Below are 23,291 nucleotides of genomic sequence, written 5' to 3' on the forward strand. Positions count from 1 at the left end.
CGTTCGACGCGACGGCCGGCTCAGGTGTACGGAAGGTCCAGCGGCGCCAGGCTGTGGAACAGGTCGCCCGGGCCGGGATTGGCCGGATCGGTCGTCCCGCCCAGGTGGTCGAGCACGCCCCAGACGGCGTTGAGGGCGGTCGTGACCGCCCCCTCGGCGAAGCCCGCAGTCCACGACACGTCGTCGCCGCAGAGGAAGAAGCCGCGGTGTTCCTCGGCCATGTCGTGCTGCATGAACTGGGTGAACAGCCGGCGCTGATAGCGGTAGTGGCCGGGCAGGTTGGCCTTGAAAGCCCCCATGAAGTGCGGCTCGTTCTCCCAGCTGACCGCGATCGGCTCACCGATTACGTGCGCCCGGATGTCCACCCCGGGATAGATCGCGGCGAGCCGTTCGAGCAGCACGTCCAGCCGTTCCGAGGCGGACAGGGTGGCCACCTTCTGGGAGTCGTCGTTCCAGGTGTACGACAGGCACATCACCGCCGCGTCCTGCGGACCCTCGTCGAACAGGTAGAGACCACGGACGATCCGGTCGCTCAGCGTCATGCTGAGCACCTCACGGCCGGTCACCGGGTCGACATCCCGCCAGAACGGGCGGTCGACCAGGACGAACAACTTCGACGACCCCATGTAGTGGGTGCGTTCCACCGCCGTCCACAACGGGGTCGGCATCAGCGCCTCGTCGCAGCGCACCCGGTTGAGAAGCGTCCAGACGTGCGGGGTGTAGACCACCGCGGGGTAGCGGCGCACCTCACCGTCGGCGGCCTCGACCAGGATGTCGCGGCCGGACCGGCGTAGCCCGGTCACCCCCGGCCGGGGCGCCCCGCCGTGCAACGATGCCAGCGAGGTGCCGGCCGGCCAGTACGCGAGATCCGCCGGGGAGTGCTCCCACAGCCGGCGGGGCAGCTGCTGCGAGCCGCCGGCGATCGCCACGTGGTTCTCGTCGGCCTCGGTCGACACCACCCGGAAGATCTCCAGGATCGAGTTCGGGAAGTCGGTATCCCAGCCCCCGGTGCCGAACCCGACCTGGCCGAACAGCTCCCGGTGGCGGAACGAGTCGAAGCCGGGGCTGGTCGCCAGGAACCCGTAGAACGACTCGTCGTCGTACTGCTCGACCAGCCGGTTCCAGATTGTCTTGAGCGTGGTCAGGTCGCGATCGCGCAACGCGCTGCGGAGGGTGGACAGTTCGGCCCGCTCCTGCAGCGCCTTGGTCCACAGTTCGGTCACCGCCTGGTACTGCGGTGGCAGGTCGTCCCCGGTGCGGGCGAACTCCCGCTCGCCGTTCAAATCGATGACCGTGCTCGGCGTGCTCGGCGCCAGCGGGTTCGGGAACGGGCGGGTGGGCAGGCCGAGCAGCTCGATGTAGTGGAACAGCGAGCGCGCCGACACCGGGAACCGCATCGCGCCCATCTCTGCCACCTGCCCCGGATGGCCGGGGAACGGCACGGAACGCATCCGGCCGCCGATCTGGTCCGCCTCGTACACCACCGGCCGCAGGCCCAGGCGCATCAGCTCGTACGCGGCGGTGAGGCCGGCCATCCCACCGCCGACCACGGCCACCGGGGTACCGGCCCGCTCCGGTGGAAGCGTGCCGAGTCCGGCGGGGTGGCCGAGCCAGCCGTCGTAGGAGAACGGGAAGTCCGGCACGAGCATCGTCACCGGAGGGGAATCGGCTGCAGTCATCGCATACGCCCTTGATTGCTTAGTCGGCAATACGGGTGGGATTCGGAACCGTTAGGCCCGGTCGGGCACGTTGACCGACGCTATTTTTGGCCGTCCTCGGCGAACAACCCCTACCCGCCGGGCGAAGAGCCCCTTAGTCGAGGTCGCGACGGCCAGGTGGGGGGCGGGCTAGGGGTTGGTGGGGGTGGCCCCGCGACCGGCGCCGGGCCTAGCGTCGGCCACGCTGTCCGCCGGCCGACTGTGGGTGAATATCGATGAACGAGAAGGAAGCCGTCGTTTTCCCGGGAATGGGACCGTCGAATTTCGCCGCAGTCGGGAGGTTCATGGTCCTCGACCCGTTCGCCAGGCGTCGAATAGCGATCGCCGACAAGGTGCTGGGATACAGTCTCCTCGACCGCTTCTATGAAGCTGACGACGACTATGCAGAATGCGTCCAGGTGGCATTCATGGTCAATTCGGTGGCGCTCGCCGACCGGGCGGCCGCCGAGGGCGGCATGCGCGCCGACGTCTGCGCCGGGCCGAGTTTCGGGCAGAAGGCGGCGGCCTACTGGGCCGGCTCGATGGACTTCGCCGATGTCGTCCGGATGACCGCCGAGCTGGCCCGCTGCGAACGGGAGTACTTCGCCGTCCAGCACACCGACGTCGTCACCCACTCGTTTGTCCGGGTTCCCGAGGACCGGTTCCAGGAGTACCTGGACACCCTCACCGTCCGGGGGCAGTGGTACGACGTCTCCGGCCGCCTGGACCGCGGCTTCCTCATGCTGTCGATCGACGCGAGCCGGCTGGACGAGCTGAAGCAGGCGATCAGCGACATGGGTGGCTATTCGATGTACACGATGCGGCCGCCGGTGCACGCCGCGATATTCGACGGGCTGCGCCGCCGGGCCGAGGAGACGGTATTCACCCGATACTCGATCGAAGCGCCCCAAATTCCGGTGATCGCCGATCAGGACGGCCGCCTCGTGACCACCGCCGAAGGCATGCGGGAAATGTTGCTCGACACCTTCGACCGGCCCATCGACTGGCCGGCCGTGGTCGCCGGGCTACTCACGGAGGGCGTCAAGAAAATGTTCATCACCGGGCCGGAGAACCTCTTCCGTCGGGTCGAGTGCACGCGTCGCAATTTTGACGTCGTGAATGTCGACCCGAAATCAGCCCTGCGTGCGTTGTTGACGCCCGCCTGACCCGATCGCGGTGGGGTTCGTAGGGGTGTGTTCCGTTTCCGGGGTCCCCGTAACGTCGCCGCGAGTCGCGTTCTCTTTCAGGGCCGTGTCGGCGGAGTTGTGGAGCGGATAAACATGGGGCAGCACGGGGAAAACGGTTCGCGGACGGACGTCGCGATGCTCGATCTGGTGACCGCGGTGACCGCTCGGGTCCGGCAGGCCGCTGAGCTCGGCGACGGGCCCGTGGACGCCGACGTCTCCTTCATGGACCTCGGCTTCCACTCACTCGCCGCGGTCGAACTGCACAGCCGCCTGACCGGCGAGACCGGCCTGGACCTGCCGGTGACCATGCCGTTCGACTACCCCACCCCGCGAGCGCTGGCCGGCTACCTGCGCAGCCGCCTCGCCGGCGACCACGACGAGCCGGCCGTCGCCGCGGTCGAGCGGGTGTCCGGGACGGCCGCCGACGATCCGATCGTGATCGTCGGCATGGGTTGCCGGCTCCCCGGCGGCATCGCCTCGCCGGCCGACCTCTGGCGGCTGCTGCACGCCGGCGGCGACGCCATCGGCCCGTTCCCGGCCGACCGGGGCTGGGACCTCGCCGCGCTCTACTCGGACGACCCCGACGAGCCCGGCACCGCGTACACCCGGCACGGCGGATTCCTCCAGGACGCGGCCGGCTTCGACGCCGAATTCTTCGGCGTGGCCCCGCGCGAGGCGGTCGCGATGGACCCGCAGCAGCGACTGCTGCTGGAAACCACCTGGGAGGCGTTCGAGCACGCCGGCATCGACCCCCGCTCGGTCCGCGGCCAGCAAGCCGGCGTCTTCGTCGGCGTGGAGAACCAGGAGTACGGGCCCCGCCTGCACGACGCCACCGACGGCCTGGAGGGCTACCTGCTCACCGGCACCGCCGCCAGCGTCGCGTCCGGCCGGATCGCCTACACCTTCGGGTTCGAGGGTCCGACCGTCACCGTCGACACCGCCTGCTCCGGCTCCCTGGTGGCGTTGCACCTGGCCGCCCAGTCCCTGCAACGGGGCGAATGCTCGCTGGCGGTGGCCGGCGGCGCCGCGGTGATGTCGAGCCCCGGCGGCTTCATGGCGTTCAGCCGGCAGCGTGGCCTGGCCCCGGACGGCCGGTGCAAGGCGTTCGGCGCCGGCGCGGACGGCACCGGCTGGTCCGAGGGCGCCGGCATGCTGGTCCTGGAACGGCTCTCCGACGCGCAGCGCAACGGGCACCCGGTGCTGGCCGTGGTGCGCGGCACCGCGATCAACTCGGACGGGGCGTCCAACGGCCTGACCGCCCCGAACGGCCCGTCGCAGCAGCGGGTGATCCGGCAGGCGCTGGCGAACGCCGCCCTGACGCCGTCGGAGGTGGACGCTGTCGAGGCGCACGGCACGGGGACCCGGCTCGGCGACCCGATCGAGGCGCAGGCGCTGCTCGCGACGTACGGCCAGGATCGGTCGGAGCCGCTGTGGCTCGGCTCGATCAAATCGAATCTGGGTCACACCCAGGCCGCCGCGGGCGTGGCGGGAGTGATCAAGATGGTGCTCGCACTCCGGCACGAACAGCTGCCCCGCACCCTGCACGCGGATCAGCCGACCGAGCACGTCGACTGGTCCGCCGGAGCCGTCGCCCTGCTCACCGAGCCCCGCCCGTGGCAGCGGACCGGACGGCCGCGCCGGGCCGGCGTCTCGTCGTTCGGCATGAGCGGCACCAACGCTCACGTGATCCTCGAGGAGCCGCCCACGCCGGAACCGGTGCCTGAGCCCGCCGGCGCCCTACCGGCCACGCCGTGGATCCTCTCCGCCCGCACCGAGCCGGCCCTGCGCGAGCAGGCGTCCCGGCTGCTGACCCGGCTGGCCGCCGACCCGGGACTGCCCGCCGCCGACGTCAGCCTGTCCCTGGCCGTGAGCCGCGCGACCTTCGAACACCGCGCGGTGGTCCTGGGCGACGACCGGGAAACACTCGTCGCCGGCCTGACCAGCCTGGCCGACGGCACGGCCGACGCCAACGTGATCGTCGGCGCGGCCGCCCGCACCCCTCGGCTCGCGGTGATGTTCACCGGTCAGGGCAGCCAGCGCGCCGGCATGGGCCGCCGGCTGTACGCCACCGAGCCGGTCTTCGCGGCCGCCTTCGACGAGGTCTGCGCCCGACTCGACGTCCAGCTCGGCACCGCGATCCGGGAGATCGTCTTCGGCGACGAGCCGTTCACCGGTGACCTCGACGACACCGTGTACGCCCAGGCCGGCCTGTTCGCCCTGGAAGTCGCCCTGTTCCGGCTGGTCGAGTCCCGGGGCGTGCACCCCGACTACCTGATCGGCCACTCGGTCGGCGAACTCGCCGCCGCGCACGTCGCCGGCGTCCTCTCGCTGACCGACGCGTGCATCCTGGTCGCGGCCCGGGGCCGGCTGATGCAGGAGCTGCCGCGCGGCGGGGCGATGGCCGCGGTGGCCCTGGACGAGGCCACCGTGCGAGCCGCCCTCGACGACCGGGTGTCGATCGCTGCGGTCAACGGCCCGTCCTCCGTGGTGATCTCCGGCGTCGAAGCGGCCGTCGCCGGACTCGTCGAACGCTGGCGCGCCGACGGCGTCCGGGTCCGGCAGCTACGGGTCAGCCACGCGTTCCACTCCGCGCTGCTGGAACCGATGCTGCAGGAGTTCCGCTGGTACGCGCGGGTGATGGAGTACGCCGCGCCGCGCATCCCGATCGTCTCCAACGTCACCGGACGCCTGGCCACCGCCGAGGAGTTGTGCTCACCCGACTACTGGGTCCGGCACGCCCGCGAGGCGGTCCGCTTCGCCGACGGGATCGCCACCGTCCTCGACCGCGGCGCGACCGTCCTGCTGGAGCTGGGCCCGGACGGCGTGCTGGCCGGCATGGCCCAGCAGAGCCTCGGGGACACCCCGGTCACCGTGCTCACCGCGCTGCGCGCCGGACGCGACGAGGCGCACACCTTCGCCACCGCGCTGGCCGGGCTGCACACCGCCGGTGTCACCGTCGACTGGGCCGGTCCGCCGGCCCTCGCCGGCGCCCGGGTGATCGAGCTTCCGACGTACGCCTTCCAGCGCCAGCGGTACTGGCTGGACCCGCGCGCCGCCACCGGCGACCCGGCCGGCCTGGGCCTGGGCGGGCTCGACCACCCCCTGCTCGGGGCGGCGATCACCCTGCCGGACAGCGAGACCGTGGTGCTGACCGGCCGGCTTTCCGCCGCCGGCCACCCGTGGCTGGCCGGGTACCGGTCCGGCGACCTCGTCGTCGCCCCGAACAGCGTCCTGGTCGAACTGGCCGTCCGCGCCGGCGACCAGGCCGGCTGCGGCACCCTGGAACACCTGGACGTGCACGCGCCCCTGGCCGTCGAGCCGGACGGCGCTGTCGCGTTGCGGGTCACCGTCGATCCGCCTACCGGCGGCGGCCGGCCGGTGACCGTGTATTCCCGGTCCATCGGCGCCCCGGCCGAGACTCCCTGGACCCGGCACGCCACCGGCACTCTCGCCGGCGCCGCGCCGGCCGCGCCGCCGTGGACCGGCAACGGCCCGGTCGTCGAGATCGACCTGCCGGTCACCGGGTACGGCCTGCATCCCGTGCTGCTCGACGAGGCGGTCCGCGGGGACGGCGTGCCGCTGCGGTGGGAAGGCTTCACCCTGTACGCCGAGGGAGCCACCGCGGTACGGGCACGGCTCACCCCGGTCGAGGGCGGCACCACCGTCCTGCTCGCCGACGCGGCGGATGAGGTGGTCGCGGCCATCGACCGGGTCGTCCACGGCGAAGCCGCCACGATCGCCTCCGGCCGGGCACACGATTCGCTGTTCGGCGTGGAGTGGCGGGAGGTCGCGGGCGGGTCGGCGGCTGGTGTTGGTGGTGTTGAGGTGTTTTCGGTGGTTGAGGATCCGGCGGTCGGTGTGGTGGCGGCGGTGCATGGTGGTGCGGCGGCGGCGCTGGTGGCTGTGCAGCGGTGGTTGTCCGATGGTGGGCGGGTTGACGCGCGGTTGGTGTTTGTGGCGCGGGGGCCTGGTTTGGTGCAGGCGGCGGTGTGGGGTTTGGTGCGTTCGGCGCAGAACGAGAATCCGGATCGGTTTGTGCTGCTGGATGTGGGTGGGGAGGCGGTGGGGGCGGAGCTGCTGGCGGGTGCGGTGGCTTCGGGTGAGCCGGAGTTGCGGTTGCGTGAGGGTGTGTTGTGGGCGCCGCGGCTGGTGCGGGCGGCTGTCGCAGCGGAGTTGGTGGAGTTGGCCGGGACGGTGTTGGTGACCGGGGGTACCGGGGCGCTGGGTGGGTTGGTGGCGCGGCATCTGGCGGGTGTTCACGGCGTACGCGAGCTGGTGTTGACCAGCCGTCGCGGCCCGGACGCGCCGGGTGTGCCGGAGCTGGTCGCGGATCTCGCGGAGCTCGGCGCGCAGGCGCGGGTGGTGGCCTGTGATGTGGCCGATCGGGCTGCGGTGGCCGCGTTGCTGGGCGGGATTGGTGATCTTTGTGGGGTGGTGCATACCGCGGGTGTGGTGGATGACGGTGTGGTCACGTCGTTGACGCCGGAGCGGTTGGGTGCGGTGTTGGCGCCGAAGGTGGATGCGGCTCATCATCTGCACGAGTTGACCGTGGGTCTCGACCTGGCCATGTTCGTGGTGTTCTCGTCGTCGGCGGGTTTGTTCGGTGATGCGGGGCAGGGCAATTACGCGGCGGCCAACAGTGTGTTGGATGAGTTGGTGCGTCGGCGCCGGGCGTCAGGTCTGGCCGGGCTGTCGTTGCAGTGGGGTTTGTGGGAGCAGTCGTCGGGGATCACCGGTCATCTGAGCTCGGCGGACATCGATCGGATCCGGCGGGCCGGTATGCGGCCGCTGGCCTCGGCGCAGGCTCTGGCGTTGTTCGATGCCGCGCTCGGCGGCGACCAGCCGGTCCTCGCGCCGATGGCTCTTGACTTCACCACCCTGCGCGACAACCGGTCACCGCTGCTGCGCGCCTTGATCGGTGCCCCCGTGCGGCGCACCGCGAACGCGGGTGGCGACGCCACCCTGACCGGGCGGCTGGCCGCCCTGACCCGCGCGGACCAGGCCCAGACGATCACCGGCCTGGTCCGGGGCGAGGTGGCCGGGGTGCTCGGGTTCGCCGGCGGTGACCAGGTCCGTACTGACCGGTCGTTCCGGGAGCTGGGCTTCGACTCGCTGACCGCTGTCGAGTTGCGGAACCGGTTGGCGGTGGTGACCGGGCTGCGGTTGCCGGCGACGGTGGTGTTCGACTATCCGTCGGTGGCCGCGTTGGTCGATTTCCTGCTGGTGGAGCTGGTCGGCGGGGCGGCGCCGGTGGTGCAGCAGGTGCGGGCCGGGTCGGTCGGGGACGAGCCGGTGGTGATCGTCGGGATCGGATGCCGGTTCCCGGGTGGGATCGCCTCCGCGGACGACCTGTGGCGCGTGGTCGCCGACGGTGTGGAGACCAGCTCCGCGTTTCCGGACAACCGTGGCTGGGATCTCGATCGTCTGGTGGACCCGGCGCTGTCGCGGCCCGGCACGACGTATGTCGGCGTGGGCGGGTTCCTGCCCGACGCGGGTGCGTTCGACGCGGGCTTCTTCGGGATCTCGCCGCGGGAGGCCCTGGCGATGGATCCGCAGCAGCGGCTGCTGCTGGAGGCGTCCTGGGAGGCGCTGGAGTCGGCCGGCCTCGACGTCACCGGCCTGCGCGGCTCCCTCACCGGGGTTTTCGCCGGGGTGATGAGCACCGATTACTTCCCCGGGATCGGATCGGTCCCGGAGGAGCTCGAAGGCTATTTGAGTACGGGGACGTCGGGCAGTGTGGCGTCGGGGCGGATCTCGTATTCGTTCGGGTTCGAGGGTCCGGCGGTGTCGGTGGACACGGCGTGTTCGTCGTCGTTGGTGGCGTTGCATCTGGCGGCGCAGTCGCTGGCCAGTGGGGAGTGTGATCTGGCGCTGGCCGGTGGGGTGACGGTGATGGCCAGCGCGGACACGTTCGTGGACTTCTCGCGGCAGCGGGGGCTGGCGCCGGACGGGCTGTGCAAGGCGTTCGCCGGTGCGGCGGACGGGACGGGCTGGTCCGAGGGTGTCGGCATGCTGGTGCTGGAACGTCAGTCCGATGCCGAGCGCAACGGGCATCGGATTCTGGCGGTGGTGCGGGGTTCGGCGGTCAACCAGGACGGCGCGTCCAATGGCCTGACCGCCCCGAACGGCCCGTCGCAGCAACGCGTCATCCGGCAGGCGCTCGCGAACGCTGGACTGAAGCCGGCCGACGTCGGTGCGGTGGAGGCGCATGGCACCGGGACGCGGTTGGGTGACCCGATCGAGGCGCAGGCGCTGCTGGCTACTTATGGGCAGGATCGGTCGGAGCCGCTGTGGCTCGGCTCGGTCAAATCCAACATCGGGCACAGCCAGGCCGCTGCGGGCGTGGCGGGGATCATCAAGATGATCCAGGCTTTCCGGTACGAGGTGCTGCCGCGCACTCTGCACGTGGACGAGCCGACTCCCGAGGTCGACTGGTCCGAGGGCGCGGTCTCGTTGCTGACCGAGCAGCGGCCGTGGCCCCGCGGTGAGCGTCCGCGGCGGGCGGGTGTCTCCTCGTTCGGGATCAGCGGCACGAATGCGCACGTGATCCTGGAGGAGCCGCCTGCTGCGGACCTTCCGGAGGCGGTGGTTACGGCTCCGGTGCCGTTCATCCTGTCCGCGAAGTCGGAGGCGGCCCTGCACGATCAGGCCGCTCGGCTGACCGCTTATCTCGCCGAGCATCCGGAGATCCCGGATGTCGATGTCGCATGGACGTTGGCGACGCGGACCCGGTTCGAGCACCGGGCGGTGCTGCGGGATGGCCGGATCGATCCGCAGGTTGCGGGCGATGTGCGGCTGGGGGTGATGTTCACCGGTCAGGGCAGTCAGCGTCTGGGTATGGGCCGGGGTTTGTATGAGACGTTCCCGGTGTTCGCCGCCGCGTTTGACGAGGTGTGTGCCCTGCTGCCGGGTGACCTCAAAGCGGTGGTCTTCGGTGCTGACGCCGAGCTGTTGAACCAGACCGGACAGGCGCAGCCGGCGTTGTTCGCCGTTGAGGTGGCGTTGTATCGGCTGGTCGAGTCGTGGGGTGTGCGGCCGCAGGTGCTGCTCGGTCATTCGGTCGGCGAGATTGTCGCCGCGCATGTTGCCGGGGTGCTGTCGCTGGCGGATGCGTGCACGCTGATCGCCGCTCGGGGCCGGTTGATGCAGGCGTTGCCGGCGGGTGGGGCGATGGCCGCGGTCAACCTGGACGAGGCCACGGTCGCGGCGGCGCTGGATGATCGGGTGCAGATCGCGGCGGTCAACGGTCCCACCTCGGTGGTGATCTCCGGTGCCGAGGACGCGGTCGATGCGCTGGTCGAGGGGTGGCGTGCCGACGGGGTGCGGGTGCGGCGGCTGGCGGTCAGTCACGCGTTCCATTCGCATTTGATGGAGCCGATGCTGGCCGAGTTCGCTCAGGTGCTGGCAGGTTTGACGTTCCATGCCCCGCAGGTGCCGGTGATCTCGAATGTGACCGGCCGGGTGCAGGAGCAGGGCACGGTCGAGTATTGGGTGCGGCATGTGCGCGAGGCGGTCCGGTTCGCTGACGGTCTGGCCACGGCATCCGAGTTGGGCGTGACCGCGCTGTTGGAGCTGGGCCCGGATGGGGTGTTGTCCGCGATGGCCGGCGACACTCTTGCTGTTCCGGTGTTGCGGGAGGGCCGGGACGAGGCGTCAACGTTCACCGCCGCCCTGGCGCGACTGCACGAGGCCGGGATGGAGCTGGACTGGGCCGGGGTGTTCGCCGGCCGGGGTGCGAAGTTGGTCGATCTGCCCGGCTACGCCTTCCAGCACGAACAGTTCTGGCTGCGCGGCACCGGCGGCACCGGCGACGCGACCGGCCTCGGCCTCGACGAGAGCGACCACCCCCTGCTCGGCGCCGTCATCGCGCTACCCGGCAGCGACACCCTGATGTTCTCCGGCCGGCTGTCCACCCAGGCCCAGCCATGGCTGGGCGACCACCGGATCGACGGCCGGGTCGTGGTGCCCGCGACCGCGCTGCTCGACCTGGCGATCCACGCCGCCGACCAGGCCGTGGCCGGCACGATCGACCACCTCACCCTGCACACCCCGCTGGTGCTGCCGGACCACGGTGGCCTGGCCCTGCGGATCGCCGTCACCGAGGGCAACCGGATCGCGGTGCACGCCCGGCCCGGCGACGCGCCCGCCGACGAGACCTGGACCCAGCACGCAACCGGTGCGCTGACCGCCGCCTCCACTCCGGCCGGGCCGGGCCTCACCAGCTGGCCGCCAACCGGCGCGGACCGCCTGGATCTGGACAGCCTGCGGGCGGAGCTCGCCGAGGCCGGCATCGAGCACGGCCCGGCGTTCCAGGGGCTTCGCACGGTGTGGAGCAGGGGCGGCACGGTCTGGGCGGAGGTCGCCGTCCCGGAGCGGACGACACTGGCCGCCGACGGATTCCGCCTGCACCCGGCCCTGCTCGCCGCTGCCGTGGACGCTCTCGCCGCGCACCGGTTCGGCACCGGCGACCGGCGCATCCTGGTCCCGGAGCACTGGGCGGAGGTGACCCTGCACGCCGAGGGCGCCACCACACTGCGGGCCGAGCTGAAACCGGCCGGTGACGACACCGTGTCGCTCACCGTGGCCGACGCCGCTGGGGTCCCGGTACTCACCGTACGGTCGCTGCGGCTGCGCCCGATCACACCCGGCGAGCTTTCCCCGACCGGGCACCTGACCCGGGACGCCGTCTTCCGGGTGGACTGGGTGACCCCGGCTGCCGGGGCGCCGCTCGACGCCCGGCCGGTCCTGGCCTCGGACGGCCTCGACGGGCTCCCGGCCGGCTCGGTACCCGAGACCGTCCTGCTGCCGTGGACCGTCGACGAGCCCGGCAACGTCGCCGGCGGCCTCGCCGACGCGACCCGGAAGGCCACCGCCGGCGCGCTGGCCCTGGTGCGGCGCTGGCTCGGCGATGACCGGTGGGCCGGTTCCCGCCTGGTGGTCGTGCTGCGCGGAACGGGACCGGTGGCCGCCGCGGTCGCCGGGCTGCTGCGCACGGCACAGAACGAGAACCCGGACCGGTTCGCCCTGGTCGACGCGGGCATCGACCCGATCGACGAGGAGACCCTGGTGGCGGCTGTCGCCGGTGGCGAACCGGAGATCCGGGTCCGGGACGGCGTGCCGACGGCGCCCCGGCTGGTCCGGACGGGTTTGCCGGCCCGTCCCGACCGGGCGGAACTCACCGGAACCGTGCTGGTCACCGGCGGCACTGGGGCGCTGGGTGCGCTGGTGGCGCGGCATCTGGCGGGTGCCTACGGCGTACGCGAGCTGGTGTTGACCAGTCGTCGCGGTCCGGACGCGCCGGGTGTGCCGGAGCTGGTCGCGGATCTCGCGGAACTCGGCGCGCAAGCGCGGGTCGTGGCCTGCGACGTCGCCGATCGGACCGCACTGGCCGCGCTGCTCGACGGCATCGACGACCTGTGCGGGGTGGTGCACGCCGCCGGCGTCCTGGACGACGGCCTGGTCACCTCACTGACCCCGGACCGGCTCGACCGGGTGCTGGCGCCGAAGGCCGTGGCCGCCGCCCACCTGCACGAGCTGACCCGCGACCGCGACCTCGCGATGTTCGTGCTCTTCTCCTCGGCGGCCGGCGTGTTCGGCGACCCGGGGCAGGGCAACTACGTCGCCGCCAACCGGTTCCTCGACGCGCTCGCCCGGCACCGGCGTGACCTCGGGCTGCCTGGCACGTCGCTGGCCTGGGGCTTCTGGGAACAGCGCAGCGGCATCACCGGGCACCTGTCGGACGCCGACGTCGACCGGATGCGGCGCGGCGGCATGCTGCCCCTGGACACCGCCCGCGGTCTCGCCCTGTTCGACCTGGCCTGGGCGGCGGACGAGCCGGAACTCGTCCTGATGCCGCTCGACCTGCCCGCGCTGCGGTCGGCCGGCACTCCGCCGGCGCCGCTGCTGCGCGGCCTGGCCGGCGGCCCGGCCCGGCGCACCGCCACCGAGGCCACGGCGCCGACGCTGGCCGGCGCCCTGGCCGCCCTTCCGCCCGCCGACCGCGAGGCCCACCTGCTCGACCTGGTCCGAGTCCACGTCGCGGCGGTGCTCGGGCACGGCGACCCGGCGGCGATCACCGCCCGCGCGGCGTTCCAGGACCTTGGTTTCGACTCGCTCACCGCCGTCGAGCTGCGCAACCGGCTCGGTAACGCCACCGGGTTGCGGCTGCCCAGCACGCTGATCTTCGACTATCCGAGCCCGGACGCGCTGGTCCGGCACCTGCTGGACGCGGCGCTCGGGCAGGCCGCCGGGCCGGGATCGACCCGCCAGCGGACCGGCGCCGACGTGGCGCGGGACCCGATCGTCATCGTCGGCATGGCCTGCCGCTATCCCGGCGAGGTCGCCTCTCCGGAGGACCTGTGGCGGCTGGCCGCCAGCGGCCGGATCGGCCTCACCCCGTTCCCGGAGAACCGTGGCTGGGATCTCGATCGTCTGGTGGACCCGGCGCTGTCGCGGCCCGGCACGACGTATGTCGGCGTGGGCGGGTTCCTGCCTGACGCGGGCGCGTTCGACGCGGGCTTCTTCGGGATCTCGCCGCGTGAGGCGCTGGCCATGGATCCGCAGCAGCGGCTGCTGCTGGAGGCGTCCTGGGAGGCGCTGGAGTCGGCCGGCCTCGACGCCTCCGGCCTACGGGGTTCGCCGACCGGTGTCTTCGCCGGCGTGATGGCCACCGACTACTTCCCCGGATTGGGGTCGGTGTCGCCGGAACTCGAAGGCTATTTGAGTACGGGGACGTCGGGCAGTGTGGCGTCGGGGCGGATCTCGTATTCGTTCGGGTTCGAGGGTCCGGCGGTGTCGGTGGACACGGCGTGTTCGTCGTCGTTGGTGGCGTTGCATCTGGCGGCGCAGTCGCTGGCCAGTGGGGAGTGTGATCTGGCGCTGGCCGGTGGGGTGACGGTGATGGCCAGCGCGGACACGTTCGTGGACTTCTCGCGGCAGCGAGGGCTGGCGCCGGACGGGCTGTGCAAGGCGTTCGCCGGGGCCGCCGATGGCACCGGCTGGTCCGAGGGTGTGGGCATGCTGGTGCTGGAACGCCAGTCCGATGCCGAGCGCAACGGGCATCGGATTCTGGCGGTGGTGCGGGGTTCGGCGGTCAACCAGGACGGCGCGTCCAATGGCCTGACCGCCCCGAACGGCCCGTCGCAGCAACGCGTCATCCGGCAAGCCCTCGCCGATGCTGGTCTCTCCGCCGCCGAAGTCGACGCGGTCGAGGCGCACGGGACCGGCACCCGGCTCGGCGACCCGATCGAGGCGCAGGCGCTCCTTGCCACTTATGGGCAGGATCGGTCGGAGCCGTTGTGGCTGGGGTCGATCAAATCCAACATCGGGCACAGCCAGGCCGCTGCGGGCGTGGCGGGGATCATCAAGATGATCCAGGCTTTCCGGTACGAGGTGCTGCCGCGCACTCTGCACGTGGACGAGCCGACTCCCGAGGTCGACTGGTCCGAGGGCGCGGTCTCGTTGCTGACCGAGCAGCGGCCGTGGCCCCGCGGTGAGCGTCCGCGGCGGGCGGGTGTCTCCTCGTTCGGGATCAGCGGCACGAATGCGCACGTGATCCTGGAGGAGCCGCCTGCTGCGGACCTTCCGGAGGCGGTGGTTACGGCTCCGGTGCCGTTCATCCTGTCCGCGAAGTCGGAGGCGGCCCTGCACGATCAGGCCGCTCGGCTGACCGCTTATCTCGCCGAGCATCCGGAGATCCCGGATGTCGATGTCGCATGGACGTTGGCGACGCGGACCCGGTTCGAGCACCGGGCGGTGCTGCGGGATGGCCGGATCGATCCGCAGGTTGCGGGCGATGTGCGGCTGGGGGTGATGTTCACCGGTCAGGGCAGTCAGCGTCTGGGTATGGGCCGGGGTTTGTATGAGACGTTCCCGGTGTTCGCCGCCGCGTTTGACGAGGTGTGTGCCCTGCTGCCGGGTGACCTCAAAGCGGTGGTCTTCGGTGCTGACGCCGAGCTGTTGAACCAGACCGGACAGGCGCAGCCGGCGTTGTTCGCCGTTGAGGTGGCGTTGTATCGGCTGGTCGAGTCGTGGGGTGTGCGGCCGCAGGTGCTGCTCGGTCATTCGGTCGGCGAGATTGTCGCCGCGCATGTTGCCGGGGTGCTGTCGCTGGCGGATGCGTGCACGCTGATCGCCGCTCGGGGCCGGTTGATGCAGGCGTTGCCGGCGGGTGGGGCGATGGCCGCGGTCAACCTGGACGAGGCCACGGTCGCGGCGGCGCTGGATGATCGGGTGCAGATCGCGGCGGTCAACGGTCCCACCTCGGTGGTGATCTCCGGTGCCGAGGACGCGGTCGATGCGCTGGTCGAGGGGTGGCGTGCCGACGGGGTGCGGGTGCGGCGTCTGGCGGTCAGTCACGCGTTCCATTCGCATTTGATGGAGCCGATGCTGGCTGAGTTCGCTCAGGTGCTGCAGGGTTTGACGTTCCGTCCGGCGCGGGTGCCGGTGATCTCGAATGTGACCGGCCGGGTCGAGGAGCAGGGCACGGTCGAGTATTGGGTGCGGCATGTGCGCGAGGCGGTCCGGTTCGCTGACGGTCTGGCCACCGCGGCTGGGCTGGGCGTGACCGCGCTGCTGGAACTCGGCCCCGACGGGGTGTTGTCCGCGATGGCCGGCGACACTCTTGCTGTTCCGGTGTTGCGGGAGGGCCGGGACGAGGCGGAAACGTTCACCGCCGCCCTGGCCCGACTGCACGAGGCCGGGATGGAGCTGGACTGGGCGGCCGTGTTCGCCGGCCGGGGTGCGAAGCTGGTCGACCTGCCCGGCTACGCCTTCCAGCACGAACAGTTCTGGCTGCGCGGCACCGGCGGCACCGGCGACGCGACCGGCCTCGGTCAGTCCACGACCGGGCATCCGCTGCTCACCGCGGCCATCACCATCCCGGACAGCGGCACGGTGGTGCTGACCGGCCGCGTCACCGCCGCAGCGCACCCGTGGCTGCCGGCCGACGGCACGTTGATCGAGCTGGCGATGCACGCCGCCGACCAGGCCGGCGCGGCCGCGGTCCGGGAACTGACCGTCCACACCCCGCTCACGCTGCCGGAACGGAACGCCCTGGCGCTGCGGGTGACGGTGGACGCGGCCAGCGCGGTCACGGTGTACTCGCAGCCCGAGGGCTCGGCCGCCGACGACCCGTGGACCCGGCACGCGAGCGGGTTCCTGACGACCGAGCAGCCGCCCGTGGCCGGTCCGGCCGAGGACCCGGCCGTCGAGGTGACGCTGCCGGAGGGCCTCACGGCTGACGGTTTCGGACTGCATCCGGCGCTGCTCGACGCGGCCCTGCGAACGCTGCCCACCGACGGGGCGCCGGTGCGGTGGCACGGATTCACCCTGCACGCGCAGGGCGCGACGGTGCTGCGGGTGCAGGCGTCGCCGTCCGGCGACGGGTGGACGCTGCGGCTGGTCGACGCCGAGGGTCAGCTCGTCGCGGCAGTGGACCGGGTCGTACTCGGCGTGCCCGAGGGCGATGCGGCAGGCCGGGCCGACGAAGCCCTGTACAGGCTGGACTGGCGGGAGGTCGGCACCGAGGCGGTGGCCGTACCGTCCTGGACCGTGCTCGGACCGGACCTGGACCGGCTGCTCGACGACGGGGCACCCGAGGTCGTCGTGGTGGTGCTCGACGACGACCCGGCCATCGAGGTGGCCGCCGCGCTGCGCGCCGGGACCGCCCGGGTCCTGGAGCTGCTGCAGCGCTGGGTCACCGACGAACGCTGCGCCGACGCCCGACTGGTCTTCCTGACCGGCGAGGACGGGCTGGTCCGTGCGGCCGCCGGGGGACTGGTGCGCTCGGCACAGAGCGAGAACCCGGACCGGTTCCTGCTGCTCGACGCCGATCCGGCCACGGTCACCGGGGAGTTGCTGGCCGCCGCGATCGGCGCCGGTGAACCGGAGCTCCGGGTACGCGACGGCCGCCTGCGGGCGCCACGCCTGGTCCGGGCGATGGCCGCGGACCCGGTGACTCTCGACCCGGACGGGACGGTGTTGGTCACCGGCGGCACCGGGGCGCTGGGCGCGCTGGTGGCGCGACATCTGGTGAGTGCTTACGGCGTACGCCAGCTGGTGTTGACCAGTCGTCGCGGTCCGGACGCGCCGGGTGTGCCGGAGCTGGTCGCGGATCTCGCGGAACTCGGCGCGCAAGCGCGGGTCGTGGCCTGCGACGTCGCCGATCGGACCGCACTGGCCGCGCTGCTCGACGGCATCGACGACCTGTGCGGGGTGGTGCACACCGCCGGCGTCCTGGACGACGGCCTGGTCACCTCACTGACCCCGGATCGGCTCGACCGGGTGCTGACCCCGAAGGCCGTCGCCGCTCATCACCTGCACGAGCTGACCCGCGACCGCGACCTCGCGATGTTCGTGCTCTTCTCCTCGGCGGCCGGCGTGTTCGGCGAGGCCGGACAGGGCAACTACGTCGCTGCCAACCGGTTCCTCGACGCGCTCGCCCGGAGCCGGCACGCGGCCGGCCTCCCTGCGGCATCGGTGGCCTGGGGCTTCTGGGAACAGCGCAGCGGCATCACCGAACACCTGTCCACGGCCGACCGGGAACGCATGCGCCGGGCCGGCACCGTGCCGCTTTCGGCGGAGCGGGGTCTGGCCCTGTTCGACGCGGCCGCGTCCGGTGCCGAGCCGCTGCTCGTGCCGATCGCCCTCGACCTGGCCGTGCTCCGGGCCGGCGGCGCGGAGATCCCGCCGCTGCTGCGCACCCTGGCCGGCCGGCGCGCCCGGCGGGTCGCCTCCGCCGGAACCCGCGACGCGGCCTCATCGGCGCTGGCCGACCGGCTCGCCGCGATGCCGGCGCCGGACCGCGCGAACGAGCTGCTCCACCTGGTCCGCAAGCAGGTCGCCGCGGTGCTCGGCCACCCGGATCCGGCGGTCGTCGAGGCGGCCCGGCCGTTCCACGAGACCGGTTTCGACTCGCTCACCGCGGTCGAGCTGCGCAACCTGCTGCAGACGGCGACCGGCCTGCGGCTGAGCGCCACACTGATCTACGACTTCCCGACCCCGGCTCTGCTGGCCGGGCACCTCGGGGAAGCGCTTCTCGGCCCGGACCCGGCGAGCGCCGACCGGAGCGTGACCCTGCGGCCGGCCGACGGCGAGCCGATCGCGGTGGTCGGCATGAGCTGCCGGTACCCGGGCGGGGCGGGGTCACCGGAAGACCTGTGGCGGCTGCTCGTCGAGGAACGGGAAGGCCTGTCGCCGTTCCCGGCCGACCGCGGCTGGGATCTCGGCCGGCTGATCGATCCGGACGCGATCCGGCCCGGCACCAGCTACGCGGGTGTTGGCGGCTTCCTCAGCGACGCCGGCGACTTCGACCCGGGCTTCTTCGGCATCTCGCCGCGCGAGGCGCTGGCCATGGATCCGCAGCAGCGTCTCCTGCTGGAGGCGTCTTGGGAGGCGTTCGAGTCGGCCGGCATCGACCCGATCACGGTACGGGGCAGCCAGACCGGCATGTTCGCCGGCGTGATGAGCTCCGATTACCACGCCGGTCGTGACCAGCTGCCCGAAGGCGTCGCGAGTTACCTGGTGACCGGCAACTCGGGCAGCGTGGCGTCCGGGCGGGTGTCCTACACGTTCGGGCTGGAGGGGCCGGCGGTCACGGTCGACACCGCGTGCTCATCGTCGCTGGTGGCGATGCACCTGGCCGCGCAGGCGCTGCACCGAGGCGAGTGTGACCTGGCGCTGGCCGGCGGCGCGACGGTGATGGCCAGCCCGGACACGTTCGTGGACTTCGCCCGGCAGCGTGGCCTCGCCGCGGACGGCCGGTGCAAGGCGTTCGCCGGTGCCGCCGACGGGACCGGGTTCTCCGAGGGCGTCGGCATGCTGGTCCTGGAACGGCTCTCCGACGCGCGGCGCAACGGTCGCCGGATCCTGGCGGTGCTCCGCGGCACGGCGGTGAACCAGGACGGCGCCAGCAGTGGTCTGACCGCGCCGAACGGCCCGTCGCAGCAGCGGGTGATCCGGCAGGCGCTCGCCGACGCCGGACTGTCGCCGGCCGACGTGGACGTGGTCGAGGCGCACGGCACCGGGACGCGGTTGGGTGATCCGATCGAGGCGCAGGCGCTGCTGGCGACCTATGGGCAGGATCGGTCGGAGCCGCTGTGGCTGGGCTCGGTCAAGTCGAACATCGGGCACAGCCAGGCCGCCGCGGGTGTGGCTGGTGTGATCAAGATGATCCAGGCGATGCGGCATGAGACCCTGCCGCGCACCCTGCATGTGGATGAGCCGACGCCCGAGGTGGACTGGTCGGCGGGTGCGGTGTCGTTGCTGACCGAGCAGCGGCCGTGGCCGCGCGGTGAGCGTCCGCGCCGGGCGGGTGTGTCGTCGTTCGGGATCAGCGGCACGAATGCGCACGTGATCCTGGAGGAGCCGCCGGTTGGGGAGGAGCCCGCGTCGTCGCTGGTCGCTCCGGTGCCGTGGATTCTGTCCGCGAAGTCGGAGGCGGCTCTGCGGGATCAGGCTGCTCGGCTCACGGAATATGTTGCCGCGCATCCGGAGATCTCGGATGTCGATGTGGCGTGGACTCTGGCGGCGCGGGCTCGGTTCGAGCATCGGGCGGTGCTGCGGGATGGCCGGATCGATCCGCAGGTGGCGGGCGATGTGCGGCTGGGGGTGATGTTCACCGGTCAGGGCAGTCAGCGTCTGGGTATGGGCCGGGGCCTGTATGAGACGTTCCCGGTGTTCGCCGCCGCGTTTGACGAGGTGTGTGCCCTGCTGCCGGGTGACGTGAAGTCGGTGGTGTTCGGCGACGAGGCTGGTCTGCTGGATCAGACCGGACAGGCGCAGCCGGCGTTGTTCGCGCTTGAGGTGGCGCTGTATCGGCTGGTCGAGTCGTGGGGTGTGCGGCCGCAGGTGCTGCTCGGTCATTCGGTCGGCGAGATCGTCGCCGCGCATGTTGCCGGGGTCCTGTCCCTGGCGGATGCGTGCACGCTGATCAGTGCTCGGGGCCGGTTGATGCAAGCCCTGCCCGTGGGTGGCGCGATGGCCGCGATCAATCTCGACGAGGCGACCGTCGCGGCGGCGCTGGATGATCGGGTGCAGATCGCGGCGGTCAACGGTCCCACCTCGGTGGTGATCTCCGGTGCCGCGGACGCGATTGACGCGCTGGTCGAGGGGTGGCGTGCCGACGGGGTGCGAGTGCGGCGGCTGGCGGTCAGTCACGCGTTCCATTCGCATCTGATGGAGCCGATGCTGGCCGAGTTCGCCCAGGCCCTGGCAGGTTTGACGTTCCATCCGGCGCGGGTGCCGGTGATCTCGAATCTGACCGGCCAGGTCGAGGAGCAAGGCACGGTCGAGTACTGGGTACGGCATGTGCGCGAGGCGGTCCGGTTCGCCGACGGTCTGGCCACCGCGGCCGAGTTGGGCGTGACCGCGCTGCTGGAACTCGGCCCCGACGGGGTGCTGTCCGCGATGGCCGGCGATGTGCTTGCTGTTCCGGTGTTGCGGGAGGGCCGGGACGAGGCGGAAACGTTCACCGCCGCCCTGGCCCGACTGCACGAGGCCGGGATGGAGCTGGACTGGGCGGCCGTGTTCGCCGGTCGGGGTGCGAAGCTGGTCGATCTGCCCGGCTACGCCTTCCAGCACCAGCGCTACTGGCTCGACGCGCCCACCACCGCCGGCGACCCGACCGGCCTCGGCCTGGGCCGCAGCGACCACCCGCTGCTCGGCGCGGCGATCGCCCTCCCGGACAGCGACACCGTCCTGCTCACCGGCCGCCTCTCCGTGCAGACCCAGCCCTGGCTGGCCGACCACCGGATCAACGACACGATCGTGGTTCCCGGCGCGGTGCTGGCCGACCTGGTCCTGCACGCCGCGGCCGGGGCCGCCGTCGAGGAACTCAACCTGGCCACCCCGCTCACCCTCGACGACGACGGCGCGGCCGACCTGCGGGTCACCGTGACCGGCGGGGCGATCACCGTCCACTCCCGGCCCGCCGGCGCCCCCGCCGACCTCCCGTGGACGGGCAACGCCGAGGCCCGGATCGGCACCGCCGAGCCCGGATCACCCGACCGGCTCACCACCTGGCCACCGGCCGGGGCCCGGCCGGTCGACGTCGACGGCGTCTACCACCGCCTCGCCTCCGCCGGCGTCCAGCACGGGGAGACCTTCCAGAGCCTGCAGGCCGCCTGGCGGCTCGACGACACCGTGTACGCCGAGGTGATTCTCCCCGAGACCACCACGGTGACCGGGTTCGGCCTGCACCCGGCCCTGCTCGACGCCGCTCTGCACGCCGTGCTGGCCGACCGGTACGACGACGGCCGGGTCGCGGCGCCCGCCGGCTGGCACGGCCTCACCCTGCTGGCCGAGGGCGCCACGGCGCTGCGGGCCAGGATCTCACCGGCCGCCGACGGGGCGGTCTCGGTGCTGCTCGCCGACGCGGACGGGGAGCCGGTCGCGACCGTCCGGTCGCTGTCCTGGCGGCCGCTGCCGGAAAGCGCGGCGCTGCGCGGGCCCGCCCGGGACCTCGACTCGCTGTTCCGATCGGACTGGGTGGCAGTGGAACCGGCTGCCGCCTCCCGTCCGCACGCCGCCGTGCTGCTCGGCGCGCCAGGATCGCTGCCGGAGGAGTTCGGGGCGCTCGCCGCGTACGGAACTCTTGCCGCCCTGGCCCGTGACATCGCCACCGGGATGCCCGTCCCCGACTTGGTCCTCGCCCCGCTCACCGGTGAATCCGCCGAGGACGACGCGGCGGCCCGGGTGCACGCCGCGACCGGGGAGGCGCTGCTCCTGGCCCAGGACTGGTTGAACGACGACACGCTGGCCGGCTCGCGGCTGGTCCTGGTCACCCGCGGCGCGGTGGCAACCCGGCCGGACGAACCGCTGCCCGACCTGGCCCACGCCGCGCTCTGGGGCCTGATCCGGTCGGCCCAGCGGGAGAACCCGGGCCGCTTCGGGCTGCTCGACCTGGGCCCGGAAACCGCTGTCCCGCATCTGGGAGCGATCCTGGCCGACGGCGCCGAACCGGAGTTGGCCGCCCGCGGCGACACGCTGTACGCCCGCCGCCTGGCCCGCCACCTCCCGGCCCGGCCCGGCGTCCTCGATCCGGACCACCCGGCAGGGTCCGGCGTCCTGGACCCGAACGGCACCGCTCTGATCACCGGCGGCACCGGTACTCTGGGCGCGCTCGTCGCTCGTCACCTGGTCGCTGAGCACGGCGTCCGGCACCTGGTGCTGGCCAGCCGGCGGGGCCGGGCCGCGGCGGCATCGGCCGGCATCGAGGCCGAACTGGCCGCCCAGGGCGTCACCGTCGACGTGGTGGCCTGCGACGTCACCGACCGCGACGCCGTCGAACTGCTGATCAAGGGCATCCCGGCGGCGCATCCGCTGACCGCTGTCGTGCACACCGCCGGCGTCATCGACGACGCCACCATCGGGTCACTCACCGCCGAAAGCCTCGACCGGGTCCTGCGTCCCAAGGTCGACGCCGCCCTGCACCTGCACGAGCTGACCGACGGGCAGCCGCTCGCCGCGTTCGTGCTGTTCTCCTCGGCGGCTGCCACGTTCGGTGAGGCCGGGCAGGGCAACTACGTCGCCGCCAACACCTTCCTGGACGCCCTCGCCCAGCACCGGCACGCCCTCGGCCTGGCCGGGACCGCTCTGCAGTGGGGGTTCTGGCAGGAACGCAGCGGCATCACCGGCCATCTGACCGATGCCGACGTACGCCGGATGGAACGCGGCGGGATGCTGCCGATCACCGCCGAGACCGGGATGGCGCTGTTCGACCGGGCGCTGGCGTCCGGACAGCCGGTGCTCGCGCCGATGCGCCTCGACCTGCCCGCGTTGTGGGCCGGCGAGGACGGCGACTCGGCGCTGCTGCGGGTGCTGCGCCCGGCCCGGGCCCGCCGTACGGTCCGGGTGACCGGTGCCGGGGACCAGCCGGACAGCCTGGCCGACCGGCTGGGCCGGCTCACTCCGGCTGACCGCGAGCGGGCTCTGCTCGACCTGGTCGGGGAGAACGTCGCCACCGTTCTCGGGCACGACGGCACCGCCGAGGTGCAGCCCGGCCGGCCGTTCAAGGAGCTGGGATTCGACTCGCTGACCGCGGTGGAGCTGCGCAACCGGCTCAACGCCGCCACCGGGCTCCGGCTGACCAGCACCACGGTCTTCGACTACCCGACCCCGCTGGCGCTGGCGCGGCACTTGCGTACCGCGCTCGGCACCGACCTGCCGGAGCCGGACGGCGATCCGGAGGAGCAGCGGATCCGGTCCGCTCTCGCCGCCCTGCCGCTGTCCCGTATCCGCGAGGCCGGCCTGCTCGACCTGCTGCTCGACCTGACCGGCGAGGCCGCGACGGTCACCACCGAGGACACCGTCGCGGACAGCGACGGCGCCCTTGAATCCATCGACGCCATGGACCCCGAGCACCTGATCCGCATGGCGCTCGGCGACTCCGACTCCTGAACCGACACGG

At 72.4% G+C, this 23,291-nt stretch carries 3 protein-coding genes; 2 read left to right on the top strand and 1 reads right to left on the bottom strand.

Annotated features, from left to right (window positions below):
- Positions 1 to 20: 20 nt before the first annotated feature.
- The gene (locus tag BJY16_RS19230) at positions 21 to 1,649 is read right to left on the bottom strand and encodes a flavin monoamine oxidase family protein (RefSeq protein WP_239177940.1); all 1,629 of its coding nucleotides are present in this window, start codon (positions 1,647 to 1,649) and stop codon (positions 21 to 23) included.
- Positions 1,650 to 1,933: 284 nt separating this feature from the next.
- On the opposite strand from BJY16_RS19230, the gene BJY16_RS19235 reads away from it, so the two are divergent.
- On the top strand, positions 1,934 to 2,863 hold the full coding sequence (locus tag BJY16_RS19235; RefSeq protein ID WP_203759269.1) for an ACP S-malonyltransferase: 930 nt from the start codon (positions 1,934 to 1,936) through the stop codon (positions 2,861 to 2,863).
- A gap of 114 nt (positions 2,864 to 2,977) precedes the next feature.
- Complete coding sequence (locus BJY16_RS19240) at positions 2,978 to 23,281, top strand: SDR family NAD(P)-dependent oxidoreductase (protein WP_446472254.1); 20,304 nt, start codon at positions 2,978 to 2,980, stop codon at positions 23,279 to 23,281.
- Positions 23,282 to 23,291 lie beyond the last annotated feature (10 nt).

It is taken from the genome of Actinoplanes octamycinicus, from assembly GCF_014205225.1.
Classification (GTDB): domain Bacteria; phylum Actinomycetota; class Actinomycetes; order Mycobacteriales; family Micromonosporaceae; genus Actinoplanes; species Actinoplanes octamycinicus.